The sequence below is a fragment of the Agromyces sp. Y182 genome, assembly GCF_059445385.1.
The window spans coordinates 595,075-621,241 of the sequence record NZ_JCAIUF010000001.1; the positions used below are offsets into that span (position 1 = coordinate 595,075).

Annotated in this window: 24 protein-coding genes and 2 pseudogenes; 14 read left to right on the forward strand and 12 right to left on the reverse strand. The window is 70.2% G+C overall.

Annotation, left to right across the window (positions count from 1 at the left end; all coding sequences use genetic code 11):
- Positions 1 to 7: 7 nt before the first annotated feature.
- The 4 genes and pseudogenes from allB to aceB form a co-directional block, all read right to left on the reverse strand.
- A pseudogene (allB, locus tag AC1C2R_RS02710) lies at positions 8 to 1,387 on the reverse strand (allantoinase AllB); the annotation flags it as partial.
- Complete coding sequence (locus tag AC1C2R_RS02715; protein WP_495378858.1) at positions 1,384 to 2,235, reverse strand: bifunctional allantoicase/(S)-ureidoglycine aminohydrolase; 852 nt, start codon at positions 2,233 to 2,235, stop codon at positions 1,384 to 1,386. The pseudogene allB and the gene AC1C2R_RS02715, both read right to left, overlap by 4 nt.
- Positions 2,232 to 3,494: a DUF6986 family protein gene (locus AC1C2R_RS02720; RefSeq protein ID WP_495380365.1), complete on the reverse strand. Its 1,263-nt coding sequence runs from the start codon at positions 3,492 to 3,494 to the stop codon at positions 2,232 to 2,234. The genes AC1C2R_RS02715 and AC1C2R_RS02720 overlap by 4 nt, the downstream gene beginning before the upstream one ends.
- A 2-nt stretch (positions 3,495 to 3,496) precedes the next feature.
- Complete coding sequence (aceB, locus tag AC1C2R_RS02725) at positions 3,497 to 5,095, reverse strand: malate synthase A (RefSeq protein ID WP_495378859.1); 1,599 nt, start codon at positions 5,093 to 5,095, stop codon at positions 3,497 to 3,499.
- A 124-nt stretch (positions 5,096 to 5,219) separates the two neighbouring features.
- On the opposite strand from aceB, the gene AC1C2R_RS02730 reads away from it, so the two are divergent.
- From AC1C2R_RS02730 to xdhC, 3 genes are read left to right on the forward strand one after another with little or no spacing between them, the layout of a single operon-like run.
- A complete protein-coding gene (locus AC1C2R_RS02730) occupies positions 5,220 to 6,695 on the forward strand; it encodes a xanthine dehydrogenase small subunit (RefSeq protein WP_495378860.1) in 1,476 nt (491 codons plus the stop codon).
- A complete protein-coding gene (xdhB, locus tag AC1C2R_RS02735) occupies positions 6,692 to 9,061 on the forward strand; it encodes a xanthine dehydrogenase molybdopterin binding subunit (protein WP_495378861.1) in 2,370 nt (789 codons plus the stop codon). Before AC1C2R_RS02730 ends, xdhB begins: the two co-directional genes overlap by 4 nt.
- A gap of 16 nt (positions 9,062 to 9,077) precedes the next feature.
- Positions 9,078 to 9,956 carry a xanthine dehydrogenase accessory protein XdhC gene (gene xdhC / locus AC1C2R_RS02740; RefSeq protein ID WP_495351009.1) on the forward strand — a complete coding sequence of 293 codons (879 nt, stop codon included), beginning with the start codon at positions 9,078 to 9,080 and terminating at the stop codon, positions 9,954 to 9,956.
- On the opposite strand, the gene AC1C2R_RS02745 is transcribed toward xdhC, so the two are convergent.
- Entirely contained in the window at positions 9,950 to 10,483 is a 534-nt protein-coding gene (locus AC1C2R_RS02745; protein WP_495378862.1) for a nucleoside deaminase, read from the reverse strand. The two genes, xdhC and AC1C2R_RS02745, sit on opposite strands and share 7 nt — an antisense overlap.
- 88 nt (positions 10,484 to 10,571) lie before the next feature.
- On the opposite strand from AC1C2R_RS02745, the gene AC1C2R_RS02750 reads away from it, so the two are divergent.
- The 5 genes from AC1C2R_RS02750 to moaA all read left to right on the forward strand — a co-directional run bounded on the left by AC1C2R_RS02750 (position 10,572) and on the right by moaA (position 14,939).
- A complete protein-coding gene (locus tag AC1C2R_RS02750) occupies positions 10,572 to 10,979 on the forward strand; it encodes a TOBE domain-containing protein (protein WP_495351011.1) in 408 nt (135 codons plus the stop codon).
- A complete protein-coding gene (gene modA / locus AC1C2R_RS02755; protein WP_495378863.1) occupies positions 10,976 to 11,824 on the forward strand; it encodes a molybdate ABC transporter substrate-binding protein in 849 nt (282 codons plus the stop codon). The genes AC1C2R_RS02750 and modA overlap by 4 nt, the downstream gene beginning before the upstream one ends.
- Positions 11,825 to 11,916: 92 nt before the next feature.
- A complete protein-coding gene (locus AC1C2R_RS02760; protein WP_495353183.1) occupies positions 11,917 to 12,678 on the forward strand; it encodes an ABC transporter permease in 762 nt (253 codons plus the stop codon).
- Positions 12,675 to 13,787, forward strand: coding sequence for a sulfate/molybdate ABC transporter ATP-binding protein (locus AC1C2R_RS02765; protein ID WP_495378864.1), 1,113 nt, complete (start codon positions 12,675 to 12,677; stop codon positions 13,785 to 13,787). The genes AC1C2R_RS02760 and AC1C2R_RS02765 overlap by 4 nt, the downstream gene beginning before the upstream one ends.
- A 39-nt stretch (positions 13,788 to 13,826) precedes the next feature.
- On the forward strand, positions 13,827 to 14,939 hold the full coding sequence (gene moaA / locus AC1C2R_RS02770; protein ID WP_495378865.1) for a GTP 3',8-cyclase MoaA: 1,113 nt from the start codon (positions 13,827 to 13,829) through the stop codon (positions 14,937 to 14,939).
- A gap of 113 nt (positions 14,940 to 15,052) precedes the next feature.
- Here moaA and AC1C2R_RS02775 read toward each other — a convergent pair whose 3' ends face one another.
- Both AC1C2R_RS02775 and AC1C2R_RS02780 read right to left on the reverse strand, forming a co-directional pair.
- Positions 15,053 to 15,466, reverse strand: coding sequence for a molybdenum cofactor biosynthesis protein MoaE (locus tag AC1C2R_RS02775; protein WP_495378866.1), 414 nt, complete (start codon positions 15,464 to 15,466; stop codon positions 15,053 to 15,055).
- Between the two features lie 52 nt (positions 15,467 to 15,518).
- Positions 15,519 to 16,697: a ThiF family adenylyltransferase gene (locus AC1C2R_RS02780; RefSeq protein WP_495378867.1), complete on the reverse strand. Its 1,179-nt coding sequence runs from the start codon at positions 16,695 to 16,697 to the stop codon at positions 15,519 to 15,521.
- 82 nt (positions 16,698 to 16,779) lie between these two features.
- Between AC1C2R_RS02780 and AC1C2R_RS02785 the strand changes: the two genes are divergently transcribed.
- The 6 genes and pseudogenes from AC1C2R_RS02785 to AC1C2R_RS02810 all read left to right on the forward strand — a co-directional run.
- Positions 16,780 to 17,028, forward strand: a complete 249-nt coding sequence (locus AC1C2R_RS02785) for a MoaD/ThiS family protein (RefSeq protein ID WP_495351017.1) — start codon at positions 16,780 to 16,782, stop codon at positions 17,026 to 17,028.
- A gap of 15 nt (positions 17,029 to 17,043) precedes the next feature.
- The gene (locus tag AC1C2R_RS02790) at positions 17,044 to 18,339 is read left to right on the forward strand and encodes a molybdopterin molybdotransferase MoeA (RefSeq protein ID WP_495378868.1); all 1,296 of its coding nucleotides are present in this window, start codon (positions 17,044 to 17,046) and stop codon (positions 18,337 to 18,339) included.
- A 40-nt stretch (positions 18,340 to 18,379) separates the two neighbouring features.
- Positions 18,380 to 18,808: a cyclic pyranopterin monophosphate synthase MoaC gene (gene moaC, locus AC1C2R_RS02795; RefSeq protein ID WP_495351019.1), complete on the forward strand. Its 429-nt coding sequence runs from the start codon at positions 18,380 to 18,382 to the stop codon at positions 18,806 to 18,808.
- On the forward strand, positions 18,805 to 19,308 hold the full coding sequence (locus tag AC1C2R_RS02800; RefSeq protein ID WP_495378869.1) for a MogA/MoaB family molybdenum cofactor biosynthesis protein: 504 nt from the start codon (positions 18,805 to 18,807) through the stop codon (positions 19,306 to 19,308). Before moaC ends, AC1C2R_RS02800 begins: the two co-directional genes overlap by 4 nt.
- A 24-nt stretch (positions 19,309 to 19,332) precedes the next feature.
- A complete protein-coding gene (locus AC1C2R_RS02805) occupies positions 19,333 to 19,560 on the forward strand; it encodes an RNA-binding S4 domain-containing protein (protein ID WP_495378870.1) in 228 nt (75 codons plus the stop codon).
- 175 nt (positions 19,561 to 19,735) lie between these two features.
- Positions 19,736 to 19,834 (forward strand): annotated as a pseudogene (locus AC1C2R_RS02810) (DNA-binding response regulator); the annotation flags it as partial.
- A gap of 258 nt (positions 19,835 to 20,092) precedes the next feature.
- On the opposite strand, the gene AC1C2R_RS02815 reads toward AC1C2R_RS02810, so the two are convergent.
- From AC1C2R_RS02815 to AC1C2R_RS02835, 5 genes are all read right to left on the reverse strand, one after another.
- A complete protein-coding gene (locus tag AC1C2R_RS02815) occupies positions 20,093 to 21,184 on the reverse strand; it encodes a hypothetical protein (protein WP_495378871.1) in 1,092 nt (363 codons plus the stop codon).
- A 95-nt stretch (positions 21,185 to 21,279) separates the two neighbouring features.
- Positions 21,280 to 22,551, reverse strand: a complete 1,272-nt coding sequence (locus AC1C2R_RS02820; RefSeq protein ID WP_495378872.1) for a D-arabinono-1,4-lactone oxidase — start codon at positions 22,549 to 22,551, stop codon at positions 21,280 to 21,282.
- 92 nt (positions 22,552 to 22,643) lie between these two features.
- A complete protein-coding gene (gene arfA / locus AC1C2R_RS02825; RefSeq protein ID WP_495378873.1) occupies positions 22,644 to 24,158 on the reverse strand; it encodes an arabinosylfuranosidase ArfA in 1,515 nt (504 codons plus the stop codon).
- A gap of 86 nt (positions 24,159 to 24,244) precedes the next feature.
- Positions 24,245 to 25,192, reverse strand: a complete 948-nt coding sequence (locus AC1C2R_RS02830; protein ID WP_495378874.1) for a carbohydrate ABC transporter permease — start codon at positions 25,190 to 25,192, stop codon at positions 24,245 to 24,247.
- Complete coding sequence (locus AC1C2R_RS02835; RefSeq protein ID WP_495378875.1) at positions 25,192 to 26,139, reverse strand: carbohydrate ABC transporter permease; 948 nt, start codon at positions 26,137 to 26,139, stop codon at positions 25,192 to 25,194. The genes AC1C2R_RS02830 and AC1C2R_RS02835 overlap by 1 nt, the downstream gene beginning before the upstream one ends.
- Positions 26,140 to 26,167: the final 28 nt, after the last annotated feature.

Genomic DNA, 26,167 nt, shown 5'->3' on the forward strand with positions numbered 1-26,167 from the left:
GGGCGTCCCGGCGCAGCAGTCGGCCGCGCGGCGTCGCGCGGTCGATCGGCTCGCCTGCGAGGTACGCGGCCCGCACGACGCCCGTGAGCTCGCGACCGTCGTACGGCGTGATCGGGTGCCGGTGCTCGAGCGACTCGGCATCGACCGTGAACGTCGCGTCGGGGGCGACGACGGCGAAGTCGGCCGCGGCCCCCTCGATGATGCGGCCCTTGGTCGTGAGACCGACGCGCCGGGCCGGCGCCGTCGACATCCACTCGACGACCCTGGCGAGCGGGATGCCGCGGCGCCTCGCTTCCGTCCACACGAGGGGCAGTCCGAGCTGGAGTGAGGCGATGCCGCCCCAGGCCACCTCGAAGTCGCCGTCGCCCGCGTGCTTCAGTTCGGCCGGGGCTGGTGAATGGTCGGAGACCACGAAGTCGATGACGCCCTGCTCGAGACCCTGCCAGATGGCATCGCGGTTTTCGGCCTCGCGGATCGGCGGACAGCACTTGAACTCGGTGGCTCCCGGCGGCACCTCTTCGGCGGCGAGCACGAGGTAGTGCGGGCACGTCTCGACGGTGAGCCGCACGCCGTGACGCTTGGCAGCCGCGATCCGGTCGAGGGCGTCGGCCGCGCTCAGGTGCACGATGTGGGCGCGCACCCCGGTGCGTGCTGCCCGGGCGATGACGGCGGCGATGGCCACGCCCTCGGCCTCGCGCGGGCGGGAGGCGAGGAAGTCGGCGTAGGCGGGGCCGTGCCGGTGGGGCGCCGCGTCGATGACGGCTGCGTCTTCCGCATGCACGACGAGGAGCGAATCGCCGGCACCGGCGAGCACCGACATCGCGGCCTCCATCTCGTCGGCGCTGAGGGCGGGGAACTCGTCGACCCCCGAGGAGACGAGGAAGCACTTGAACCCGAACACGCCCTCGGCGACGAGCGGCTCGAGGTCGGCCGCATTGCCGGGCACCGCACCGCCCCAGAACCCGACGTCGACGAAGACCTGGCCCTCGGCCGCAGCACGCTTCACTGCCAACGCCGCGACGTTCGTCGTCGGCGGGATGCTGTTGAGCGGCATGTCGATGATCGTCGTGACGCCGCCCGCCGCGGCCGCCCGCGTCGCCGAGGCGAACCCCTCCCATTCGGTGCGGCCGGGCTCGTCGACGTGCACATGCGTGTCGACGAGCCCGGGGATCAGCACCTCGTCATCGGCGAGCTGCACGACGCGCCCGCCGCCGAGCCCGGTACCGAGCCCGGCGCCGAGTGCTGCAATGCGCACCACGACGCCGTCGCGTACACCGACCTCCGCGGGGGAGAACGCACCGTCGACGAACACCCGATCGCCCCTCAGCACCAGGTCGAAGTCGAAGTCGAGGTTGAGATCGGGGTCGGGCCCCGCGGCATCCGTCATCGCAGTTCGCTCGGCTGCCGGCCGGCCGCGGCAGGGCCCGTCAGCCGCACCTGCCGATTGACGTCTTTGTACAGCAGGTACCGGAATGGCCCGGGCCCGCCGGCGTAGCAGGCCTGGGGGCAGAACGCCCTGAGCCACATGAAGTCGCCCGCCTCGACTTCGACCCAGTCCCCGTTCAGCCGGTAGACGCCCTTGCCCTCGAGCACGAAGAGACCGTGCTCCATGACGTGCGTCTCGGCGAACGGGATCGACCCGCCCGGCTGGAACGAGACGATGTTCACGTGCATGTCGTGCGCGAGGTCGTCGGGATCGACGAACCGGCTCGTCGCCCAGGCGCCATCGGTGCCCGCCATCTCGTCGGGCGTCACCTCGGCATCGCTCGAGATGAACGACGCGGGTGGCCCCACGCCCTCGAGCGGCTCGTAGGCCTTGCGGATCCAGTGGAAGCTCGTGAGCACGGCGCCGTCGTTCGCGAGCGACCACTCGGATCCCGCCGCGAGATAGGCGTAGCCGCCGGGCCCGAGCACGTGGCGCTGCCCGGCGAGCGTCAGGCCGAGTTCGCCGGAGGTCACGAACACGACGCCCTCGACCCCCCGCTCCTGCTCGGGGTGCGGGGCGCTACCGCCCGGCGCGATCTCGACGATGAGCTGGGAGAAGGTCGTCGCGAAGCCGGCGATCGGTCGCGCGAGGATCCACGATCGGGACTTCGCGAACCCCGGCAGCCGGCTCGTGACGATGTCGCGCAGCACGCCCTTCGGGATCACCGTGTACGCCTCGGTCACGATCGCACGGTCGGTGAGCAGTTCGGTCTGGGCGGGCAGCCCGCCCTGCGGGGTGAAGTAGCTCATGCGACCTCCTGGTGGCGTCTCGGTTGTGCGAGCCCGACGAGTGCCCCCTCGTCGAGGCCAGTGCCGGCGGTGACCTCGGCGACGGAGATCGCGCCGCAGCGCACGCCACGAAGCACGAAGCCCGCGAGCGCCCGCACAGTGGCCGGCTCGTCGAGCACGGCACCGGCGATGCCGGCGCGGTGATCGCGAAGTCGGGCGGATGCCTCGGGGTACCCGTCGCGGTAGAACGCGTAGGTCGCGATGAACCGCGTCGGCAGCTGGTGGGCGTGCAGGTCCCAGCCTTGGGGGAAACCGCGCTCGAGTGACCGCTGTACGAGCCTGGCGTGCAGCCGCCACGCCTCTGCGGCTCGATCGCCGACCGGCAGGATGTTCGTCGAACCGTCGGAGAGCCGGATCCCCGTGCCCGCGACCGCGAGCTGCATGACGCCCTTCGCGAGGTCAGCAGCCGGGTGCTCCAGCGACTGGTGGCCCGCTGCGATCTGCAGCGCGGCACTGTAGTCGTAGGTGCCGTAGTGCAGCCCACTGATGCGGCCGGGCGCAGCGAGTGGCAGCTTCGCGACCGGCGATGTGCCGTCGGCGCCGAGCACCAGCTGCGGCGTCTCGACCTGCACCTCGAACCTGAGCCGCCCCTCGGCCAGTCCGTGCGCGCTCTCGAGGGCCGCCGCGATCTCCGCCATCGCCTCGACCTGCTCGACGGTCGAGACCTTCGGCAGCGTCAGCATCAGGCCGCTCGGCAGGCCGCCGCGCTCCATGAGGGCGGTCACGAACACGTCGAGCGTGCGGATGCCGCGGGCCCTCGTCGCCGCTTCGAAGCTCTTGAACCGGATGCCGATGAACGGCGGTGAGAATCCGGCGCCCGCCGCGGCGAGCACCCGTCTCGCGGCGCGGACCGCGTCGGCGTCCTCGACGTCGTCGCTGCGTTCGCCGTAGCCGTCCTCGAAGTCGATGCGCAGATCCTCGATCGGTTCGCGGTCGAGCTTGTCTCGCACGAGGGGCGCCACCTCGGCCGCGAGCGCGGCGTTGAGCCCGACTTCGACGGCGAGCGCTTCGAGCCCTCCGAACCGGTCGGCCGCGACGAGCGCTGCCCGCCCCCATTCGACGGACAGCTCGGGCGTGAACCGGTCGGCGGGCACATAGACGGTGTGCACTGGCTGACGCGATCCGTCGTCGCCCGGGTACGCGGTCGCGAGCAGCCGGTCGCTCGCGGCGAGGCGGGCTTCGATCGTGGCGAGCTCGGCAGCACGCAGCACGGTGCGCACGCTCACTCCAGCAACTCGTAGGCGGGCAGGGTGAGGAAGTCGACGTAGGCGCCCCCGAGGCAGAGCTGGGCGACGAGCTGGGCCGCGGGCTCGTAGTAGGCGACGAAGCGTTCGGGCGTCACGCCGGGGCGGAGCGCCTCGACCTCTTCGGCGAGCGCGGCGCTGACGAGGTCGCGTGTCACCGTTCGCCCGGTGTCGGCGAGCACGACGCGGTGGTGTCGTTGCTGCCACACCTGTGAGCGTGAGATCTCGGCCGTCGCGGCATCCTCCATGAGGTTGTGGAGTGCGACCGCGCCGTTGCCCGAGAGCCACACCGCTGTGTACGCGACGGCGATGGAGAGGTTGTCGCGAAGACCGGCCTCGGTGACCTCTCCTGCCGCGGAGGCGACGTCGAGCAATTGCGCCGCGGTGACCTCGACCTCGGGCCGCAACCGGTCGATCTGGTTCGGCCGGTCGCCGAGTACGGTGTCGAAGACTTCGCGGCAGACGGGCACGAGGTCGGGGTGCGCGACCCAGGATCCGTCGAATCCGTCATTCGCCTCGCGGGTCTTGTCTGCGCGGACCTTCTCGAACGCGGCGGCCGTCACTTCGGGGTCGGCGCGATTCGGCACGAAAGCCGACATGCCGCCCATCGCCACGGCACCGCGTCGATGGCAGGTCTTCACGAGGAGCTCGGTATATGCACGCATGAAGGGCGCGGTCATCGAGACCGAGGCTCGGTCGGGCACGATGAACTCGGGCCCGGCGTCACGGAACACCTTGATGAGACTGAACAGGTAGTCCCACCGGCCGGCGTTCAGGCCCGAGGCGTGCTCGCGCAGTTCGAAGAGGATCTCGTCCATCTCGAACGCCGCGGGGATCGTCTCGATGAGCACGGTCGCGCGCACGCTGCCGCGCGGGATGCCGAGCGCCCCTTGCGCGAACACGAACACGTCGTTCCAGAGCCTCGCCTCGAGGTGGCTCTCGAGCTTGGGCAGGTAGTAGTAGGGGCCGTGGCCGTTCTCGATGAGCCGGCGCGCTGTGTGGAAGAAGTGCAGCCCGAAGTCGACGAGCGAGCCCGAGCCCCGCTCGCCGTCGATGAGCACGTGACGCTCGGGCAGGTGCCAGCCGCGCGGCCGGGTGACGACCGTCGGGCGTCGGATGTCGGTGCGAAGCGTGTACGCCTTGCCCTCGGGCGAGGTGAAGGCGAGCGTGCCGCGCGCGGCATCGCGGAGGTTCAGGATGCTGCCGACGACGTTGCCCCAGGTCGGGCTCGACGCGTCCTCGAGGTCGGCGAGCCACACCCGGGCGCCCGAGTTCAGTGCGTTGACCGCCATCTTCGCGGGCGACGCGGGGCCGGTGATCTCGACCCGGCGATCGAGGAGTGCTCCAGGCGCGGCAGGCACCCGCCACTCGCGCTCACGGACCTCTGCGGTCTCTCGGAGGAAGTCGAGCCGTTCGCCGCTCGCGATGCGCTCGCGGCGGGCGTGCCTCGCGGCGAGCAGCTCGCGACGTCGAGCGTCGAAACGGCGATGCAGTTCCTCGACGAAGGCGAGCGCGTCGGCGGTGAGGATCTCCTCGCCGCCCGCGACGTCGTCGGCACGGGCGAACTCGATGGTCATGCGGCTGCCGCTCCCTTCGAGGGATGTGGTCCAGATGCTCAGCTCATCTTCGCGCAGATGCCGTCGCGACGTAACCGGAATGTCGGGAATGCTGCGGCGTAGACTCGCGGCACGAGGAGAGACCATGGATCACATCGCTGTGACGGTCAACGGGCGGGAGCGCTCGTTGCGGGGCATCACACCGCACACGACGGCGCTCGACTGGCTGCGCGAGATCGGTCTCACGGGCGCCAAAGAAGGATGCGCCGAGGGCGAGTGCGGCGCGTGCTCCGTGCTGCTCGCGACATCCGACGGGCATGGCGGCACGGAGTGGACGGCGGTCGATGCCTGCCTCGTCGCGGCCGCCGCGCTCGATGGGCAGGAGCTCGTCACCGCAGAGGGGCTCGGCTCCCCCGACTCGTTGCACCCGGTGCAGGCCGGTCTCGTCGAGACGGGCGGTTCGCAATGCGGATACTGCACGCCCGGATTCGCCTGCAGCATGGCCGCCGAGTTCTATCGCCCGTCTCGAGTTGCCCAGCTCTCGTCGAAGTCGGGCAGTTCGGGAGGGCTGGGTGAGGCTGGGGCGGAGTTCGGCCCGAACGGGTTCGACCTGCACGCGCTGAGCGGCAACCTCTGCCGCTGCACCGGCTACCGGCCGATCCGGGATGCCGCGTACGCGCTCGGCGATCCCGAGCCGAGCGACCCTCTCGCGGTGCGACGCGCACAGCCCGCACCCGAAGTTCGCGCGACCAGGCTCGAGGTCGACGGCGAGCGCTTCCTGCGTCCGGCATCCCTCGCCGAGGCACTTCGAGTGCTGCGCGACGAGCCCGATGCGGCCGTCGTGGCGGGCGCGACCGACTGGGGTGTCGAGGTGAATCTCCGCGGGCGTCGGGCCGCGCTCACGCTCGCGATCGAGCGGCTGCGGGAACTGCGCACACTCAGCTTCGGTGAAGCGTTCGTCGAGATCGGCGCAGCCCTCACTCTCGCCGAGATCGAACGCCGCCTCGACGGCCGCGTGCCGCTGCTCGGCGAGCTGTTCCCGCAGTTCGCCTCCCCGCTCATCCGCAACCGTGCCACGGTCGGCGGCAACCTCGGCACCGCCTCACCCATCGGCGACACCGCGCCCGCGCTCCTCGCCCTCGGAGCACGCGTCGTCCTCGTCTCGGCCGACGGCGAGCGCGATGTCGACCTCGCCGAGTACTTCACCGGCTACCGGCAGACGGTGCGACGCGCCGACGAGCTCATCCGGGCCGTGCGCATCCCAGTGCCGCAGGCGCGCATCACCGCCTTCCACAAGGTCGCGAAACGACGCTTCGACGACATCTCGAGCGTTGGGGTGGGCTTCGCCGTCGACCTCGACGATGGCGTCGTCGCGTCGGCGCGAATCGGACTCGGCGGCGTCGCGGCCACTCCCATTCGTGCTCGCGCCACCGAGGCGCTCCTCCTCGGCCGACGATGGGATGTCGAGACGGTTCGCGCCGCGGCATCCGTGCTCGGGTCGGAGGGGACGCCGATGTCGGACCATCGGGCGAGCGCCGAATACCGGTCCGTCATGCTGCAGAACGCGCTGCTGAAGCTGTACCACGGGCCCGCACACAACGCCGAGGAGGCGGCCTCGTGACCGAACTCGCCGCGCGCCCCGCGAACCCCGTCGTCGGCACCCGAATCCCCCACGAGAGCGCCGCGCTGCACGCGACCGGCACGGCGGTGTACACCGACGACCTCGCCGCCCGCCGGGTCGGGGTGCTCACCGCGTGGCCGGTGCAGTCCGAACACGCCCACGCGATGGTCGCGCTCGATGCTCGGCGCGCCCTCGACGTGCCCGGCGTCGTGCGGGTGCTCACCGCCGACGACGTGCCCGGCGTCAACGACGCCGGAGTCAAACACGATGAGCCGCTCTTCCCGCGCGAGGCCATGTTCCACGGCCATGCGCTCGCCTGGGTGCTCGCCGAGACGGCCGACGCAGCTCGGCAGGGCGCGGCTGCGGTTCACGTCGCGTACGAGCCGCTGCCCTCCATCATCACGGTGGCCGATGCCATCGAAGCCGGGTCGTTCCAGGGGATCCCCCGCACCGTACGTCGCGGCGACCCCGAGTCCGCGCTCGCCACCGCGCCGCACGTATTCGAGGGCGCCGCCGAGGTCGGCGGCCAAGAGCACTTCTACCTCGAGACGCACGCGTCTCTCGCGCACATCGACTCCGAGGGCCAGGTCTTCGTCGAGTGCAGCACGCAGCACCCCTCCGAGACGCAGGAGATCGTCGCCCACGTGCTCGGAGTTCCGAGCAACCGGGTCACCGTGCAGTGCCTGCGCATGGGCGGCGGCTTCGGCGGCAAGGAGATGCAGCCGCACGGGTTCGCAGCGATCGCCGCGCTCGGCGCACGACTCACGGGCCGCCCGGTGCGCCTGCGCCTGAACCGCACGCACGACCTCACGATGACCGGCAAGCGGCATCCGTTCCGCATCGAGTGGAAGGCGGGATTCGACGACGAAGGGCGGATCCTCGCCCTAGCGACGACGCTCACGGCCGACGGCGGTTGGAGCCTCGACCTCTCCGAGCCCGTCATGGGCCGTGCACTCTGCCACGTCGACAACGCCTACTGGATCCCGCACTTCGTCGCCCAGGGCCGCATCGCGAAGACGAACAAGACCTCGCAGACCGCGTTCCGCGGCTTCGGCGGCCCGCAGGGGATGTTCGTGATCGAGGACATCCTCGGCCGGGTCGCGCCGATCCTCGGCATCGACGCCGCGACGCTCCGGGAACGCAACTTCTACGAGCCCGGGCAGACGACGCCGTACGGCCAGCCCGTGCGCCACGCCGAACGGCTCAGATCGATCTGGTCCCGGGTGCGCGACGAGAGCGCGTTCGACGAGCGCCGCGCGGAGATCGCCGCGTTCAACGCCGATCACGCCGATGTGAAACGCGCGCTCGCCGTCACGCCCGTGAAGTTCGGAATCTCGTTCACGCTCACCGCGTACAACCAAGCCGGCGCGCTCGTGCACGTCTACAAGGACGGCTCGGTGCTGATCAACCACGGCGGCACCGAAATGGGACAGGGCCTGCACACGAAGATGCTGCAGGTTGCGGCGACCGCCCTCGGCGTGACGCGCGACACGGTGCGCCTCGCCCCGACGCGTACCGACAAGGTTCCGAACACCTCCGCCACTGCAGCCTCCTCGAGCGCCGATCTCAACGGCGGCGCCGTGAAGCACGCGTGCGAGCAGATCCGCGACCGGCTCGCCGCAGTGGCCGGTCGGATGCTCGGCGTCGACGAGCGCGACGTGCGGTTCTCGGGCGGCCGGGTCGGAAGGCTCGGGGCGTCGGCCGGCGGCCCCGCCGAAGCATCCGCCCCCTCGCTCACCTTCGCCGAGGTGGTGACGGGCGCCTACGACCAGCGCGTGCAGCTCTGGGCTGCGGGCTTCTACCGCACCGAGGGGCTGCACTGGGACACCGAGCGGATGCAGGGCGAGCCGTTCAAGTACTTCGCCTACGGCGCCGCCGCGACGGAGGTCGAACTCGACGGGTTCACGGGCGCCTCCCGCACCCGCCGCGTCGACATCGTGCACGACGTCGGCGACTCCCTCTCGCCGCTCGTCGACCTCGGCCAGATCGAGGGCGGCTTCGTACAGGGTGCCGGATGGCTCACCCTCGAGGAGCTTCGCTGGGACGAGACCGACGGGCATGGTCGGGGCCGCCTCCTCACCCAGTCGGCCAGCACCTACAAGCTGCCGAGCTTCTCCGAGATGCCCGAGGTGTTCAACGTGCACTTCTTCGAGCAGGCGACGGAAGACGGCGTCGTGTACGGGTCGAAGGCCGTGGGCGAACCGCCGCTCATGCTCGCCTTCAGCGTGCGCGAGGCGATCCGCGAGGCGGTCGGGGCGTTCGGCCCCGCCGGCCACAGCGTCGAGCTCGCCTCACCGGCGACACCCGAGGCCGTGTTCTGGGCGGTCGAAGCCGCCCGGCATGCCGGCGAGCGCACCGACCGCTGAGCGGCAGGACGTGATCATGGACTGGTTGGAGGCCGTGCAGCGGCTGCGGGCGGCACGCACCCCATCGGTGATCGTGACGATGGCGATGGTGCGCGGGCACGCACCCCGCAACGGCGGCGCGAAACTGGTCGTCTCGGCCGACTCGCTGTTCGGCACGGTCGGCGGAGGCAACCTCGAGGCCACGGCGATCGACCGCGCCCGCGAGATGCTCAGGGCCGGCGCCGCCGAGCCCGAACTGTTGACGCTCACACTGAGCGACAAGGCCACGACGGAATACGGCGTGCAATGCTGCGGAGGAGAGGTCACCATGCTGCTCGAACCTGTTCGAGTCGTTCCCTCGGTCGGCGTCTTCGGAATCGGCCACGTCGGGCTCGAGCTCGCGCGCATCCTCAGCCGACAACAGATCGAACTCCATCTCGTCGACTCCCGGCCCGAGATGCTCGCCCCTGCACGGATCGGCGTATCGGGGTCGAGCGGCCCCCTCGCCGATGCGCAGGCCACCGTGCTCCTCCACCGCCTGCCCGTGCCCGAGTCGGCGCTCATGCTGCTCCCCCCGGGCACCCACGTGCTCGTCATGACGCACGATCACGTCGAAGACCTCTCGATCGTCGAGGCCGCCCTCAGCACCGACGGAGTCGCCTCGATCGGGTTGATCGGCTCGAGATCGAAATGGGCGCGCTTCGAGCAGCGGCTCCGCGAGGCCGGCCACGATGACGCGTCACTCGCGCGCGTCGCAACCCCCATCGGCATCGCCGGCATCAGCTCGAAGGATCCCGCCGCGATCGCGGTGAGTGTTGCAGCGCGCGTGCTGCAACAGATCGAGGAGCAGGCGATGGCGCACGCGCCCGCTGAGCATGCCGAGCCTGCAGCGCGGGCGAGCAAAACCGGTCAGTAGTCGATGCGCGCGGCGTTGTGCTTCCATGCCGTGAACGGGGCGACGCTCCGCTCGTGGCCGAGGTCGATGTTGCCGACCGGCATGGTCCGGCGGTCCTCCTCACCACCCTCGAAGTAGCGATAGAAGACAGCATCGTCGAAGCCGGCGTCCGCCGCGTCGTCGCGGTCCGCCGCGAAGTAGACGCGGTCGATGCGAGCCCACAGCGACGAGGCGAGACACATGGGGCACGGTTCGCAGCTCGAGTAGAGCGTTGCACCGCTCAGGTCGAAAGTGCCGAGCCCCTGGCATGCGGCACGAATCGCCGTGACCTCCGCGTGGGCGGTCGGGTCGAGGTTCGCAGTGACGCGATTGACTCCCTCGAATACCTGCCCATCGGCAGCGACGACGATCGCGCCGAACGGTCCGCCGCCGTTCTGCACATTCGCCGTGGCGATGTCGACTGCGTGGGCGAGGTACCCGGTCGCACGTTCGGTGTCGGCGTGACCGGTAGCGGAACCTGACTGGAGCGAGCTGTCGAACGGATCCATGGAAGCCTCCCTGCTGTGTCCATGCTAGGCGGCGAAGTCTCACGTCGTTGTGTTGCGATTCCGCATCTGCGGATCTATCGTCGCTTTCATGGCGCAGTATCGGATCAGTGAAGCGGCCTCGCTCGTCGGCGTGAGCGATGACACCATCCGCAGGTGGGTGCAAGACGGTCTGCTCAGCACCGAGAAGGATGCCTCGGGGCGACAGGTCGTACCGGGCCGTGAACTCGCCGAGCGGGCCGTCGCTGTCGCTTCGGCGGTCGAGGACCGCAGCCACGTGCACCGCAGTGCCCGCAACCGATTCGTCGGTCTCGTCACGCGCGTCGAGATCGACGGACTCATGGCCCAGGTCGAGCTGCAGTGCGGGCCGCACCGGGTCGTCTCGCTCATGTCGGCCGAGGCCGCCCGCGAGCTGCGGCTCGAGGTGGGTTCCAAGAGCGTTGCCGTGATCAAGGCGACCATGGTCATCCTCGAGACCGACAAGGAACCGGGCGAATGACCCGCCGCGCACGCCGTCTTTCGGTCGCCGCCGGCACGGCCGCCGGCGTCGTCGCCGCCGCGATCGCCGCCCTCACGCTGAGCGGCTGCACCACGGCGGCATGCACCGGTGCCGACGCGACGAACACGTCGGCCGCCGAGGGTCCGCAATCCGAGCTGAGCGGCGAGCTCACGGTCTACGCCGCCGCATCGCTCAGTGGCGCCTTCGACGAACTCGCCACGCGGTTCGAAGCGTTGCATCCCGCACTCGACGTCGCGCCGATCACGTACGACGGTTCCTCGACGCTCGCAACGCAGCTCATCGAGGGGGCCGCGGCCGACGTCTTCGCCTCGGCCGATGAGCACAACCTCGCCAAGGTCGACGACTCGGGCCTCATCGAGGGAGAGCCCGAGGTGTTCGCGACGAACGTGCTCGAGATCGCGGTGCAGCCCGGCAATCCGATCGGCGTCGAGGGTCTCGACGACCTCTCCGACGAGGCATCCGGTGACCCGCTCGTCGTCATGTGCGCTCCCGAGGTGCCGTGCGGCGGCGCCGCGGCGACGCTCCTCGGCGCCGCGGGCGTCACGGTGACGCCCGCGAGCGAGGAGCAGAACGTCAGCGCCGTGCTCACGAAGGTGCGCTCGGGCGAAGCAGACGCCGGACTCGTCTACGTCACCGACATCGCGGCGGCGGCCGGCGAAATCGACGGCATTCCGATCCAAGGGGCGGATGTCGCGACGAACACCTACCCGATCGCGGCGCTGGCCGAGGCGGCGAACCCCGAGGCCGCGCGGGCATTCGTTGAATTCGTGCGCTCTTCAGAGGGCGCCGAGGTGCTGACGGCGTTCGGGTTCGGCCGGCCGTGACCGCATTCGACGCCGTCTCGGGCGCCGTCGCCCCGCCGCCCGATGCGCGATCGCGCGGTGCACTCGGCGCGCGCTTCCCTTCGTGGCTCTACCTGCCCGCTGGGCTCGGTACGGCGCTGCTCGTGCTGCCGCTCGCGGCACTGCTCGTGCGGCTCGATTGGGCGGGCGTGCCGGCCGCCGTCACCTCCCCCGCCGCGCTCGAGGCCTTGGGCCTCTCACTCATCACGGCGAGCATCGCGACCGCGATCTGCGTGGTGCTCGGCGTGCCGCTCGCACTCGTCATCGCGCGGAGTTCCCGCGGTGTTGCCGCCGTGCTCAGAACGCTCGCCACCCTCCCGCTCGTGTTGCCGCCGCTCGTGGGTGGCATCGCCCTGCTCGCACTCCTCGGGCGCAACGGAGTGTTCGGCGGGGCCCTCGAGGTGCTCGGCCTCCGCGTTCCGTTCACGACCGCGGCCGTGGTCATCGCACAGGCCTTCGTCGCGCTGCCGTTCCTCGTGATCTCGGTCGAGGGTGCCCTGCGCACGGCCGGCACCGGGTTCGAACTCGTCGGGGCCGGCCTCGGTGCGAGCCGGTTCACCGTATTCCGCCGCATCACCCTGCCGCTCGTGGGCCCCGGCCTGCTCGCCGGCACGGTGCTGTGCTTCGCTCGCGCCCTCGGTGAGTTCGGTGCCACCGCCCTCTTCGCCGGAAATGCCGCGGGCACGACCCGCACGATGCCGCTCGCGATCTACACGGCGTTCAACGGTGCGGGAGTGCGCGAAGACACGGCGATCGCCCTCTCGCTCATGCTCATCGCCGTCGCGGTCGCGGTGCTCCTCGTGATGCGCGGCTGGCGAGCGGATGCCCCGCGATGACGAGCGCCGATGCATCCGCCGGGCTCATCGCCGACGTCACCACGGTGGTCGGCCGATTCGTGCTCGACGTGTCGCTCCGGGTGTCGCCCGGAGAGATCCTCGCGGTGCTCGGGCCGAACGGCTCGGGCAAGTCCACGCTGCTGCAGAGCATCGCGGGTCGTATCGAACCCGACGCCGGGTTCGTACGGGTCGGCGGTCGACAGTTGAGCCGGGCCGGCGCTCGCCGTTCGCGGCACGGCGTCGCCCTCGAGCGCCGCCGAGTGGGACTGCTCGGCCAGCAGCCGTTACTCTTCCCCCACCTCAGCGCGCTCGAGAACGTCGCCTTCGGCCCCCGCGCGCAAGGCGAACGCGCGGGCGCCGCTCGCGAGTCCGCACGGCTGTGGCTCGAACGTGTGGGTCTCGCCGAGTTGGCCGCTCGCCGTCCCTCGGCGCTCTCGGGCGGTCAGCAGCAGCGCGTCGCGCTCGCCCGCACACTCGCGGCGCGACCCCGGCTGCTGCTGCTCGACGAGCCCTTCGCCGCCCTCGACGTGCAGACCGCCACCGAGATGCGCAGTCTCCTCGCCGAGCAGCCGTGGCACGAGCCGCTCCCGACGCTGCTCGTCACGCACGACCCGCTCGATGCGATCGTTCTGGCGCACCGCGCTGCCGTGCTGCACGACGGCCGCATCGTGCAGCACGGGACGACTGCCGAGGTGCTCGGCCACCCCGCGACGCCGTTCGTCGCCGCGCTCGCGGGGGTGAACCTCGTGACCGGCATCGGCGACCGCGACGGCGGTGTCGTGGCGAACGCCGGTGCATCCCTCGTGCTGCACGGCACGGGTGAGCGCATCGCGGCCGGCGCACCGGCATCGGCGGTGTTCAGCCCTGGGGCGGTGCAGGTCGGGCCGGCGACGACGCAGGAGCCCGCGGCATCCGCCCCCAATCGCTGGAGCGGCACCGTCGCGACGCTGCGACCGGTGCCCGGCGGTGTGCGCATCGGCGTCGCCGAACATCCGGAGCTCGCCGTCGACGTGCCGTCGGCGGCAGCGGTCTCGCTCGACCTCGCGACCGGCGCACGGCTCGCGTTCGCCATTCCGGCGGCGGATGTCTCGGTGCGAGCGCGCCCCTGAAGCGGTGTTACGGTGGACGCCACGAACAGGGGGTGGCCCATGACGCACGCGCACGTGTCGCTCGCCATGCCCCGTTCCGGCGCTGCAACCGCCTCCGGCGCACGCCGTCTGCCGGCCACGGGACGCCTCGTCGATCAGCTCGACCGCCCGATGCGAGACCTGCGTATCTCGGTCACCGACCGTTGCAACTTCCGCTGCGTCTACTGCATGCCGAAGACCGTCTTCGGGCGTGACTACGCGTTCCTCGAGCGCGACGAACTGCTGAGCTTCGAGGAGATCACCCGCCTCGCCCGCGTCGCCGCGGCGCACGGCGTCGAGAAGCTGCGGCTCACCGGAGGCGAACCGTTGCTGCGTCGCGGCATCGAGGAGCTCGTCGCCCGGCTCGCCGAGCTCCGCACTCCCGACGGCCGCCCGCTCGAGATCGCACTCACGACCAACGGTGCCGCCCTCGCTGTCAAGGCCGCCGCCCTGAAGGCCGCAGGACTCACCCGGGTCACGGTCTCGGTCGACTCGCTCGACGACGCCGTGTTCCAGGCCATGAATGACGTGAAGTTCCCGATCGCCCGCGTGCTCGAGGGCATGCGCGTCGCGCACGAGGCGGGCCTCGGGCCGATCAAGGTCAACATGGTCGTCAAGCGCGGGCTCAACGATCACGAGGTGCTGCCGATGGCCCGGCACTTCGCCGGCACCCCGTTCAGCCTGCGCTTCATCGAGTACATGGACGTCGGCACCTCCAACGGGTGGAGCCTCGACGAAGTCGTGCCATCGGCCGAGATCGTCGAGATGATCGACCGTGAGATGCCGCTCGAGCCGGTCGGTGCTCGGGTGCCCGGTGAGACGGCGGCACGCTGGCGCTACCGAGACGGCGGCGGCGAGATCGGCGTCATCTCGAGCGTCACGCAGGCGTTCTGCGGCACGTGCAATCGCGCACGCATCTCGACCGAGGGGCGCCTGTTCACGTGCCTCTTCGCTTCAGAGGGGCACGACCTGCGGGCCCTCCTCCGCGGGGGCGTCGACGACGCGGGGCTGGCAGCGGCGATGGGCGCCATCTGGGGTGCCCGCGACGACCGCTACTCCGAGGAGCGCGCGAGCCTCACGCCCGAGTTGCGTGCCGCTCGTCCGAAGATCGAGATGTCGTACATCGGGGGCTGACCGGCACCGCGCGCACTTCGGGGGTGCATTCCCGCCGGAATGAGGGCTCGAACGGCGCGAAACTGGCGGGTATGCACCCCCGGAAGCAACACGGCGAGGCCTGGCGCGCGCCGTCAGAGGCCGACCCACTCCGAGACGCCGTCGGTGAAGTGCTGTCGCTTCCAGATCGGCACCTCGTGCTTGATGAGCTCCACGAGGCGCTCGCAAGCGTCGAAGGCCTCGGCCCGGTGGGCAGCGGATGCCGCGGCGAAGAGCGCCACGTCGCCGATGCGCAGCTCGCCCACCCGGTGCGCCGCGGCCACGATGAGCCCGGTCTCGTCGGCGATGCGACGCACGCAGTCGGCGAGGAAGCGCTCGGCGTCGGGGTGGCCCTGATAGTCGAGCGCCTGCACACCACGGCCGCCGTCGTGGTCGCGCACGACCCCGCAGAACATGACGACGGCGCCGCTCGAATCGGCCTCGACGGCGCCGCGTACGGCGGCTTCGTCGATCGGCTCCGCCGTGATGACGGCCAGGAGTTCGGTCATGCGCGTCTCGTCTCTCGCGTGTGGTGGTCGATGGTGAACGGATGCCTCGTGCTCAGCGCTGCACGAGGTCGTCGGCGACCGCCGCGAACGTCACGATGCCGCCCGCGAGGTAGACCACGTCGGTATGCCCGCGCTCGCTGAGGATTCGCGCCGCGCGCCGGGAGCGCAGGTCCCGTTCGCAGTACACGACGACCGCGCCGGGCCCGGGTTCGGGGCCGGCTCCGCCCGCGAGCGCGGCGAGCGGCACGAGCACGCTGTCGCGGATGCGGCCGAGCTCGGCCTCGGCCGGCTCGCGCACGTCGATCAGCGTGATCGGCCCGCCGTCGCGGAGACGCTGCAGGAGCTCCGCGGCGGAGACCGCCTGGATCGCCGTCGACTGATCCTCGGCGGGGTCGATGCCGCAGAACACCTCGTAGTCGATGAGGCTCGTGATCTCGGGGGCATCGGCGATCGACTCGTAGGCGATCTCGCGTGAACGGCCGGTCAACGTGTCGACCGTCGCCACCCGGCCGAGCAGCGGCTCGCCGACTCCCGTGATGATCTTCACGATCTCGGTGGCCATGAGGCCGCCGACGGTCGCGCACAGGCTCGGCAGCACGCCGCCGAGCGCGCACGACAGCACCTCGTCGGGCGAGGGCGGCACGGGGAAGAGGTCGCGATAGCCGGGGCCGTGCGCGTGCCACGCGACGCCGACCTGGCCGTGGTAGCGGAGGATCGCACCCCAGACGAGCGGCACGCCCGCGAGCGAGGCGGCATCGTTCGTGAGGTACCGAGTCGGAAAATTGTCGCTGCCGTCGACCACGAGGTCGTATCCCGCGAGGATGTCGCGGATGTTCGCCGAGGTGAGCCGGGTGCGGTGTCGCACCACGCGGCACTCGGGGTCGACTGCGGCGACGGAGTCGGCGAGCGAGTCGACCTTCGCCCGGCCGACGTCGGCGAGGCCGTGGCTCGTCTGCCGGTGCAGGTTGGAGAGCTCGACGAGGTCGTCGTCGACGATGCCGATGGTGCCGACCCCGGCTCCCGCGAGCGAGGGCACGAGGGCGCTGCCGAGGCCGCCGGCGCCGACCACGAGCACGCGCGCCGCAGCGAGCCGGCGCTGGGCGAGTTCGCCGAAGCCGGGCAGCATGAGCTGGCGGCTGAACCGCGCGATGCGCTCGGGCGCGAGCGGCGGGCCCGGCTCGACGAGCGGGCCGGGTCGCGTGCCGGCCTGCGGCAGCGTCGGCGGATGCATGGAGGTCATTGTACGCAGCACCGCCCGGCTGACCACGCGAGCCCCATCGGTCGCCCCGACCGAGCGGGGTAGCATCGTGGGCATGACCCTCGTGACCGTGCGGTACTTCGCCGCCGCCGCCGAAGCGGCCGGTCTCGACGAGGAGCACCTCGAATTGGGCGATGCGGCGACACTCGGCTCGCTTCGTGAGCTGCTGGTCGACCGCTACGGCGCGTCGATGGCCCAAGTGCTGAAGTCCGGCTCGTTCCTCGTCGACGGCACCGTGCGACGCGACCCCGCGCATCCGCTCGCCGCACAAGTCGACATCCTGCCGCCCTTCGCGGGCGGCTGAGGCCGGAGGGGTCGGATGCGCACGTTCGCCGAGCATCAACGCGTCGTTCGCGAGCTCCTGGAGCCGCTGAAGGCGCGGCTCGATGAGCCCGCCGGGTTCGAGGAGGTCTCGATCCTGACGGGGCGACGGGGAACGGATGCGCTCGGCCGGGTGCTCGCCGTCGACGTCGACTCCCCCACCGACCTTCCGGCGTTCGCCAATTCGCAGATGGACGGGTACGCCGTTCGCGCCGCCGATCTCGCCGGCGCCCGGTCCGACGCACCCGTTTCGCTGCCCGTCGGAGCGACGACGGCCGCAGGCGACCCCGTACGCACACATGAGCCCGGCACCGCAGGCCCGGTCATGACGGGCGCACCGATACCCGACGGTGCCGATGCCGTCGTGCCGATCGAAGCCGCGGACCCACCCCGGTTCCAGGGGCTTTCTGGCGGTCGCCGCGACGCCGGGCCCGGCACCACTGTCGCCTTCGCCCGGCCGGTCGAACCCGGCACGTTCGTGCGCGATGCCGGCTCCGACGTCGCGCGCGGTGAACGACTCCTTCCAGCCGGTATGCGGCTCGGGCCCGCCCAGCTCGGCGCACTCGCCGCTACCGGCATCACCCGGGTGAAGGTGCGCCGGCCCGTCGCGGTGCTGCTCATCTCGACCGGTCACGAGCTCCGCCGCCCAGGTGAACCGCTCGCGTCCGGGCAGATCCACGACTCGAACACCGCCATGCTCGCGGCCGCGTTGCGCGAGAGCGGGGCGAGCGTGCACGAATCGCTCGCCCCCGACGAGGCGAACGCCGTCGTGGCGGCGGTCGAGGCATCCGCTGGTCTCGTCGACCTGGTGGTGACCACCGGCGGAGTGAGCGCCGGTGCGTTCGAAGTCGTGCGCGATGCGCTCGCGCCCCTCGGAGTGGAGTTCGCCATGGTCGCCCTGCAGCCCGGAGGCCCGCAGGGCGTGGGCCTCGCACGGGTGCTCGGCCGTGACGGCGATCCGGTGGCCGTGCCCGTCGTGTCGTTCCCCGGCAACCCGGTGAGCGCCCTCGTCTCGTTCGAGTTGTTCCTGCGACCCGTGCTCCGCGCCTTCGCGGGCCTCGCGCCCGATCGAGCCCGCGCCCGGATGCGGCTCGCACACGACGTGACCTCTCCGCTCGGCCGCCACCAGGTACGCCGCGGCGTCATCGACGGCAATGGCGACGTCGAGGTCGGCGCGCCGAGCTCCCACCTGCTGCACGCCTACGCGAACGCCACCGTGCTCGTGCACCTTCCCGTGGGGGTCGCCGCCCTGCCGGCCGGCGCTCACGTCGACGTCTGGAGGATCGATGACTGAACCATGGCTCACCCATTTGCGCGGTGACGGATCTGCTCACATGGTCGACGTGACCGACAAGGCGGTGACGCGGCGCACCGCGAGCGCGCAGGCGGTGCTCGTCACCCGCGCCGACGTCGTCGCCGCGATCAGCGACGGCACGCTGCCCAAAGGCGAGGCGATCGGCACCGCGCGCATCGCCGGCATTATGGCGGCCAAGCAGACCTCGACGCTCATTCCCCTCTGCCACCCGCTGCCGCTCACGAAGCTCGACGTCGACATCACGCCCGAGGGCGACCGGATGCGCGTCGTTGCGACCGTCACCACGAAGGGCGTCACCGGCGTGGAAATGGAGGCGCTGACCGCCGCGACCGTCGCCGCGCTGACGCTCTACGACATGATCAAGGCCGTCGACAATCGAGCGGTCATGACCGACGTGATGGTGCTCGCGAAGGCGGGCGGCAAGAGCGGCGACTGGTCGCGCGAATGACCCCGGCCGAGCGGATGCCGCGCACCGCCGTCGTCATCGTCGCGTCGACCCGTGCGGCCACCGGTGTCTACACCGATCGCACCGGCCCCGTCATCGCGGCGTGGTTCGCCGAGCGCGGCTTCGACGTCGTCGGGCCCGAGGTCGTCGCCGACGGGGAGGCCGTGCGCACGGCGCTGCGCGACGCCGTCGCTGCTTCGCCCTCCGTCATCGTCACGACAGGTGGTACCGGACTCTCACCGAGCGATGTCACCCCCGAGGCCACCGCGACCGTGATCGATCGCGAGGTGCCGGGCTTCATGGAGGAACTGCGGCGGCGCGGCTCGGCCACGACGCCGACCGCGTTGCTTTCACGGGGCGTGGCCGGGGTGGCCGGCTCGACCTTCGTCGTGAACTTGCCGGGCTCGACGGGCGGCGTGCGCGACGGGCTCGCGGTGCTCGGCGAGGTGCTCGACCACGTGCTCGATCAGCTCGCGGGCGGCGACCACCCAGCTGCGGGCTGACCCTTGGCCCGCTAGCATTCGGGAATGACGAACCCCGCTCCGATCGACGACGTCCCGATCGGCGGCGAGGTCATTCGCCTCGGGCAGTTCCTCAAGTTTGCTGGGTTCCTCGACTCGGGTGGAAGCGTGAAAGCAGCCATCATCGACGGCTACGTGACCGTGAACGGCGAGGTTGATCGCCGCCGCGGACGCCAGCTGCAACTCGGCGACATCGTCAGCTTCGAGGGGCGCAGGGTTCGCGTCTGCCCGTGAGGGTATCGATGTGGACGGCGACAGGGACCACCAAACGCAGAACCGGTGATTCGCGGTCGAGGATCGCTCAGCGGGCGAGGTCGACCCCGGGCTGCGACGCTCGTGAGTACAGGGGTGGCCAACGCGACCGCGGCGATCAGCATCACCGCGTACATGGGCGGACCACAGCGAAGCGACGGTGAAGTCGCACGTGCTGCACGTCTACACCAAGCTCGGCGTCAACGATCGCGCGGCCGCGGTCGCGATCGGATTCCAGCGCGGCCTGCTTACCTGACGCGTCGGCGCACGCCCACGCGGGCAACGCCCAACGTTGCGCCATGCCAAGCCGGCGGCGACCGTGCGAATCTCGCACACCCATGCGGCGGCGCGAGACGCATTCTCGCTGTCTAGGCCCAGAGCGGTCGAGACGGAACCGCATCCCAGGGCCACTTCGAGGGAGCATCGTAACCGGGACCCGGGAAGGGCTCCTTTGGTCGACCTCGAGCTTCGAGGGCGCTCATCTACGTCGTGAGACGTGACCGTTCGTCGCGTGTCATCGATTCAACGAACGCCACTCCTCGCCCGCAACAGTTCGCGGGCGGTGTGACCAACCGGCGGTGTCAACCTCGATCAGGAGCCCCTGGGGAAGGTAGAAATCCGGATCGTTCCGCTGAATGCCGAGCGCACGGCAGTAGGAGTTTAAGCGTGGAAGATCGAACCGATCAGGGATCCGCTTCGCGGCATAGGAATCGAGGTCCTCGAACGGCAGTGGCTGCCCGAGGAGGTCCCACCGCCAACGAGATTGGTACGAGGCTTGGATGCTCCGACCGGAATCGTCTTCGTTCCTGAACCAGAAGGCGCAATCGCCGAAGCTGATGGTGTCGCCGTCACGAACGACTCGTGGCGAGTAGTTGGTTCGGAGGCTGCGGCATCCGAGCTCGCGGCCGATGACGTCAGGAGTCCCGATATCCGATCCCTGACTGAAGATCGCCGTCCAGTTCGACCTCGTCGGAACCAACACGTGCTTCCAGCCGGGAATCGCCCAGGGCTCCAACCGGTCGAGAAGCCCCGGCAACGGCTCGTCGACCGAAACGAAGCTGCGGCCGCCGAGTTCCGTCAGCCACGCCGTCGTGGTGGCGACGGCAGTGGCGAACGGAGCGTCGACGAACCAGATCGTATCGGTGAAGGGAGCGAATGATCCGGCGAAGAGCTCCTCAGCGATCGGGGCAGCGCGCTCTGCCGATTCCGGCCCGACAACGTGGTTCAGTACGGCGGCAACAGCGTCGGCGGCTGGTCCATCGGGCAGCGCGTCGACGATGCGGCTGAGCATCGGGACGAAATCGGTCGAAACCCCGATCCACTCCAACACCCCGGCAGCGTCTTCGATCCGCGTCTCATCTCGGCTCGACAGTTCGCGGCGAACCCAATCCAGCGAGTCGACGCCTCGAGCGATCAAGCCCCAACACGAGCGGGCTCGGGCGAGGTGGTCGCCCTTCACCACCGCGTCCTCGTGCGCTCGGGCATATTCATCCACCGTGCTCGCACAGGCTGAGAGGTCGGGCTTCACACGTAGTCCGCCCGTCAACGCGGCATCCTGAGGGAGGCGGTGCAACGGCACACCGCCGCTCGCTTCATCGCTGATCACCCCACTTTTCTATCGCAGATCAGCTCTCGCAACCCACGTACCGCGGCGGAACCGCACCGTGCGTGCCGGAGCGCCGACTCTCGTGGACCTCCGCCTCAGAGCCCGAGCCGTTCCGTGTACGCGTTGCCGAAGCGCCGGTCGGGGTCGAACCGTTCACGAAGCGCCGCAAAGTCAGCCCAGCGCGGGTAGCGCCGCCGCAGGTCACCGGCGTCGAGCGTGAAGACTTTGCCCCAATGCGGCCGGGCCGTTTCGGGGAGGGCCGTCTCGATCGCCGGCAGCAGCGCTTCGACGGCTGCCTGCTCTCGCTTCCACGTGAAGTGGATGCCGACGACGTCGGTGCCGAAGGCCGGGCTCAGCCAGAGCTCATCAGCGTGCACCGATCGCACTTCGCACACCTGCAGCAGCGGGGCGATCTGCGCAGCGAGGCGGCGCACGGCCTCGAGCGCCGAAACGGCGTCGACCCTCGGAACGAGGTACTCCGACTGCAGCTCCTCACCGGCCGACGGTGTGAAGTCGAGCCGGAAGTGCGGCAGGCGTTCGTGCCACGGCCCGGGCGCGCCAAGTTGCGCAGTGCACGCGTCGGCGGCCATGCCGGGCAGCGGGTGACGCGGCTCCGTCGCCGCGGTCGCCCCGAGCCTGGCGATGAGTGCAGCGGATGCCGCAGCATCCGACTCGACCGGCAGCCGCCGTTTGACCCACAGCTGGTCGGCCCGGTCGGTGTTCCCCCAAGTGGTGAAGATGCTGACGCTCGCGCCGAGCGCGGTGACGGCGTCGTACTCGGCGAGCACGGCGTCCCACACCGGGCGCTCGTAGACGGTCTGCGCGACCTCGTACGTGGGCTCGACGTCGAGTTCGAGCGCCGTGACGATGCCCAGGGCGCCGAGGTTCACGACGGCGCCCGCGAAGTCGGCGTCGCCGCGCTCGAGGGTGCACGATTCGCCCGTGGCCGTAATGATGGCGATGCTCCGCACGGCGCTCGCGAGCGACCCGATGCGGTCGCCCGATCCGTGCGTGCCCGTCGCGACCGCGCCGGCGACCGAAATGTGCGGCAGAGACGCGAGGTTGCCGAGCGCGAGGCCGCGAGCGTGGAGCGCCGAGGCGAGCTCGCCGTAGCGCGGGCTTCCCGCGATGCGCACGGCCCCGGTTGCACTCGAGGCATCGATGACGACCGGCAGACCCGCGGTCTCGATGAGCGTGCCGTCGGTGTCGGCGATGTCGTTGAAGCTGTGACGCGAGCCCAGCACGCGGAACGGTCCGGCGCCCGCGAGCACCTTGCGAAGCTCCTCGATCGAAGTCGGCCGCGCGACCCGCGTTGCGCGGTAGCTGAGATTGCCGGCCCAGTTGGTGCCTGCGGATGTCGCGGTCACGCGGTTCCTCTCGTGGTGCGAGCGTATCCCCCGCACCGTTCACCCGCACCCACGAGGCGCCCCGCCCGCATGCACCAGCGGCGCCCCGAGGCTCAGGCGCCGAGCGAGACGGCGGTCCACGACACGGGCGGCAGCTCGATCGTGAGCGTGCCGGCCTTGACCGCGGCGGTCGGGTTCGCGGCCGGTGCGACGCGTTCCGGCTGCTCGAGCGTGTTCTTCGCGTACACGTCGTCGTCGGCGAGGGTGTCAGCGCTGCGCAGCTGCACGGCGCCGAGCGCGGAGACGTCGATCGTCACCGTGATCGATTCGGTTCGATTGCGGTTCACGAGGAAGACCGCCGACTCGCCCGTCTCGGCGTCGTGCGTGGCGACCGCGTCGACCTGCGGCACGACACCGTAGACCTCGGTCTCGTGCGTCGGCGACTCCAGCTTGACCTCGAGCGCGACGCCCCTCGCGAGGCGCGACGTGAGCGCGAACGGGAAGAACGTCGTCTGCCGCCAGGCCGGGCCGCCCGGTTCGGTCATGATCGGCGCGATCACGTTCACGAGCTGGGCGAGCGAGGCGCTCGTGACGCGGTCGGCGTGCTTCAGGAGCGAGATCATCAGGTTGCCGAAGACGACGGCGTCGACCACGGAGTACACGTCTTCGAGCAGGCGCGGGGCGACCGGCCAGTTGTCGATGCCCTCGATCTTGTCGACACCGTGGTAGCGCTCGAGGTACCAGACGTTCCACTCGTCGAAGGAGATGTCGATCGTCTTCTCGCTGCCGACGACGGCCTTCACATGGTCGGCCGTGGCGACGACCGTCTCGATGAAGCGGTCCATGTCGACCGCCGAGGCGAGGAACGAATCGAGGTCGCCGTTCTTCTCCTCGTAATAGGCGTGGCATGAGATGTAGTCGACGTCGTCGTAGGTGTGCGTGAGCACGACCCGCTCCCACTCGCCGAACGTCGGCATGTGCGCGCTCGACGAGCCGCAGACCACGAGCTGGATCGAGGGGTCGAGCTGGCGCATCGCCTTCGCCGTCTGCGAGGCGAGCTTGCCGTAGTCGTCGGCCGAGCGGTGGCCGAGCTGCCACGGCCCGTCCATCTCGTTGCCGAGGCACCACATCTTGATGCCGAAGGCGTCGGTCCTCCCGTTGTCGATGCGTTGCTGCGAGAGGGTCGTGCCCCCGGCGATGTTCGTGTACTCGAGCAGATCGAGTGCTTCGAGCGTGCCGCGCGTGCCGAGGTTCACCGCGAGCATCAGGTCGCTGCCGACCTTCTCGAGCCACGACGAGAACTCGTGCAGGCCGATCTCGTTGGTCTCCGTCGAGTGCCAGGCGAGGTCGAGCCTGCGCGGCCGCGCGGCTTTCGGACCGACCGAGTCCTCCCAGCGGAAGCCCGAGACGAAGTTGCCGCCCGGGTAGCGGATGGTCGAGACGCCGAGCTCCTTCACGAGCTCGATGACGTCTTGGCGGAAGCCCTCGGCATCCGCGGTCGGGTGTCCCGGCTCGTAGATCCCGTCGTAGACGTGACGGCCGAGGTGCTCGACGAACCCGCCGAAGACGCGGCGGTCGATCGCGCCGACGGTGAAGTGAGGGTCGATGGTGAGGTGTGCGGACGTCATGCCGTGCTTTCTGTGTTGTGCGGAGCGCCGAACGAGTGGTCCGACGTCGAGGTCGATGGGCAGCGGATGCCGCGGCATCCGCTCACTCATTTGATGCTGCCGAGCGACAACCCACCCTGCCAGTAGCGCTGCAGGAACAGGAACGACAGGATCAGCGGCAGCACCGAGATGAAGGCGCCCGAGGTGATGAGGTTCCAGACCTGCTCGCCGCCGGCACCGGCGTTGGAGAGCGCCGTCCAGCGGTTCAGGCCGACGGTGACCGGCAGCAGGTTCGGGTCGGTGAGCACGGCGAGCGGCAGGAAGAAGTTGTTCCAGGTGCCGACGACCGACAGCAGCAGCACCGTCACGATCGCGGGGCGCAGCAGCGGCAACGCGACCTGGAAGAACGTGCGGATCTCGCCGGCGCCGTCGATGCGGGCGGCCTCGAGCATCTCGTCGGGTACCGCGTCTTGGGTGTAGACGCGCATCAGGTAGACGCCGAACGGGCTCAGCAGGCTCGGCAGGATCACGGCCCACGGCGTGTTGATGATGCCGTACTGGCTCAGCAGCATGAACGTCGGAATGACGAGCGCCGTCAGCGGCACCATGACGGAACCGAGGATGACGGTGAAGACCCCGTTGCGCCCGCGGAAGTCGTATTTCGCGAAGCCGTAGCCGGCGAGCACCGCGAGGATCGTCGCGCCGATGCCGCCCGCGAATGCGTAGAGGAACGAGTTGCCGAGCCAGCGCCAGTAGATGCCGCCCTGGTGGCTGAAGAGCCCCGCGATGTTGTCGAAGAAGGCGAAGTTGTCGTCGAACCAGAACGCCGGGCTCGAGAAGAGGCCGGAGGTGTCTTTCGTCGCGGCGACGATGAGCCACCAGATCGGCACGATGAAGTAGATCGCGAGGATCACGAGGAAGACGTGCGAACCGATGCGGCGGCTTCCGGCGCGACGACCCCGTCGCGGCACGCTGCGGTCGACGTGCGACGGAAGCCCCGTGGTGCTGGTCAGGGGCTCGGCCGGGTCGGCCGTGCGTTGGGAGAAGATCGACATCACTTCAGTCCGCTCTGCTTGCGCGTCAGGAAGAGGAACACGAACGAGCCGGCGAACACGAGGGCGCCGAGCGAGAACGCGATGGCGGAGGCGTAGTTGAACTGGCTGTACGAGAACGCGAGCGAGAAGGCGTACATGTTCGGTGTGTAGGCCGCGTCGATCGCGCCTTGGGCGACGCTGCGCAACACGACCGGCTCGGTGAAGAACTGCAGAGTGCCGATGAGCGCGAACATGATCACCATGACCATCGAGGAACTGATCATCGGCACCTTGATGCGCATCGCGGTCTGCCATCCGTTCGCGCCGTCGATGCGGGCCGCCTCGTAGATCGACGGGTCGATCGAGCGGAGCGCCGCATAGATCACGACCATGTAGTAGCCGGCCCACTGCCAGGTGACGATGTTGACGAGGCTGCCGAAGATACTGTCGGGCGCGAGGAACTCGGGGGCGGGGAGCCCGAAGAGCTCGAAGATCGTCGCGCCGGGTCCGAACCGCGGGCTGTAGAGGAAGCTCCACATGAGTGCGCCGATGACGCCCGGGATCGCGTACGGCACGAAGATCAGGAGGCGCGAGAGCTTGGCGAGGCGCGTGACGAGGGTGTCGAGCACGAGCGCGGCGGCGAGCGCGATGATGAGCTGGGTCGGGATCATCACGACGGCGAAAGCGAGCACTCGCCCCATGCCCTCGAGGAAGAGGGGGTCGGTGAACGCCTTCGCATAGTTGTCGAGGCCCGTGAAGTCGGTGCCGGTCGCGAGCGTCGACGTGAACAGGCTCATGCCGAACGCGTAGAACAGCGGGAAGACGAGGAACAGCGCGAACACGACGAGGAACGGCACCACGAAGAGCCATCCCCAACGCTGGCGCCGGCGCACGAGCGTCGACCCGCCGGATCGCAGCGCCCGACTGGCCGCGGCCGGCGGCGCCGCGAATGTGGTCTGGGTGATCATGTCTGAAGTGCTCTCTTCATCGAGTCGT

Excerpts from the sequence above, each read along its gene's own strand:
- AC1C2R_RS02715 (WP_495378858.1), bottom strand. The coding sequence starts at position 2,235 with ATGAGCTACTTCACCCCGCAGGGCGGGCTGCCCGCCCAGACCGAACTG.
- aceB (WP_495378859.1), bottom strand. The coding sequence starts at position 5,095 with ATGACCATCGAGTTCGCCCGTGCCGACGACGTCGCGGGCGGCGAGGAG.
- AC1C2R_RS02730 (WP_495378860.1), top strand. The coding sequence starts at position 5,220 with ATGGATCACATCGCTGTGACGGTCAACGGGCGGGAGCGCTCGTTGCGG.
- xdhC (WP_495351009.1), top strand. The coding sequence starts at position 9,078 with ATGGACTGGTTGGAGGCCGTGCAGCGGCTGCGGGCGGCACGCACCCCA.
- AC1C2R_RS02745 (WP_495378862.1), bottom strand. The coding sequence starts at position 10,483 with ATGGATCCGTTCGACAGCTCGCTCCAGTCAGGTTCCGCTACCGGTCAC.
- AC1C2R_RS02750 (WP_495351011.1), top strand. The coding sequence starts at position 10,572 with ATGGCGCAGTATCGGATCAGTGAAGCGGCCTCGCTCGTCGGCGTGAGC.
- modA (WP_495378863.1), top strand. The coding sequence starts at position 10,976 with ATGACCCGCCGCGCACGCCGTCTTTCGGTCGCCGCCGGCACGGCCGCC.
- AC1C2R_RS02765 (WP_495378864.1), top strand. The coding sequence starts at position 12,675 with ATGACGAGCGCCGATGCATCCGCCGGGCTCATCGCCGACGTCACCACG.
- moaA (WP_495378865.1), top strand. The coding sequence starts at position 13,827 with ATGACGCACGCGCACGTGTCGCTCGCCATGCCCCGTTCCGGCGCTGCA.
- AC1C2R_RS02775 (WP_495378866.1), bottom strand. The coding sequence starts at position 15,466 with ATGACCGAACTCCTGGCCGTCATCACGGCGGAGCCGATCGACGAAGCC.
- AC1C2R_RS02780 (WP_495378867.1), bottom strand. The coding sequence starts at position 16,697 with ATGCATCCGCCGACGCTGCCGCAGGCCGGCACGCGACCCGGCCCGCTC.
- AC1C2R_RS02785 (WP_495351017.1), top strand. The coding sequence starts at position 16,780 with ATGACCCTCGTGACCGTGCGGTACTTCGCCGCCGCCGCCGAAGCGGCC.
- AC1C2R_RS02790 (WP_495378868.1), top strand. The coding sequence starts at position 17,044 with ATGCGCACGTTCGCCGAGCATCAACGCGTCGTTCGCGAGCTCCTGGAG.
- moaC (WP_495351019.1), top strand. The coding sequence starts at position 18,380 with ATGGTCGACGTGACCGACAAGGCGGTGACGCGGCGCACCGCGAGCGCG.
- AC1C2R_RS02800 (WP_495378869.1), top strand. The coding sequence starts at position 18,805 with ATGACCCCGGCCGAGCGGATGCCGCGCACCGCCGTCGTCATCGTCGCG.
- AC1C2R_RS02805 (WP_495378870.1), top strand. The coding sequence starts at position 19,333 with ATGACGAACCCCGCTCCGATCGACGACGTCCCGATCGGCGGCGAGGTC.
- arfA (WP_495378873.1), bottom strand. The coding sequence starts at position 24,158 with ATGACGTCCGCACACCTCACCATCGACCCTCACTTCACCGTCGGCGCG.
- AC1C2R_RS02830 (WP_495378874.1), bottom strand. The coding sequence starts at position 25,192 with ATGTCGATCTTCTCCCAACGCACGGCCGACCCGGCCGAGCCCCTGACC.
- AC1C2R_RS02835 (WP_495378875.1), bottom strand. The coding sequence starts at position 26,139 with ATGATCACCCAGACCACATTCGCGGCGCCGCCGGCCGCGGCCAGTCGG.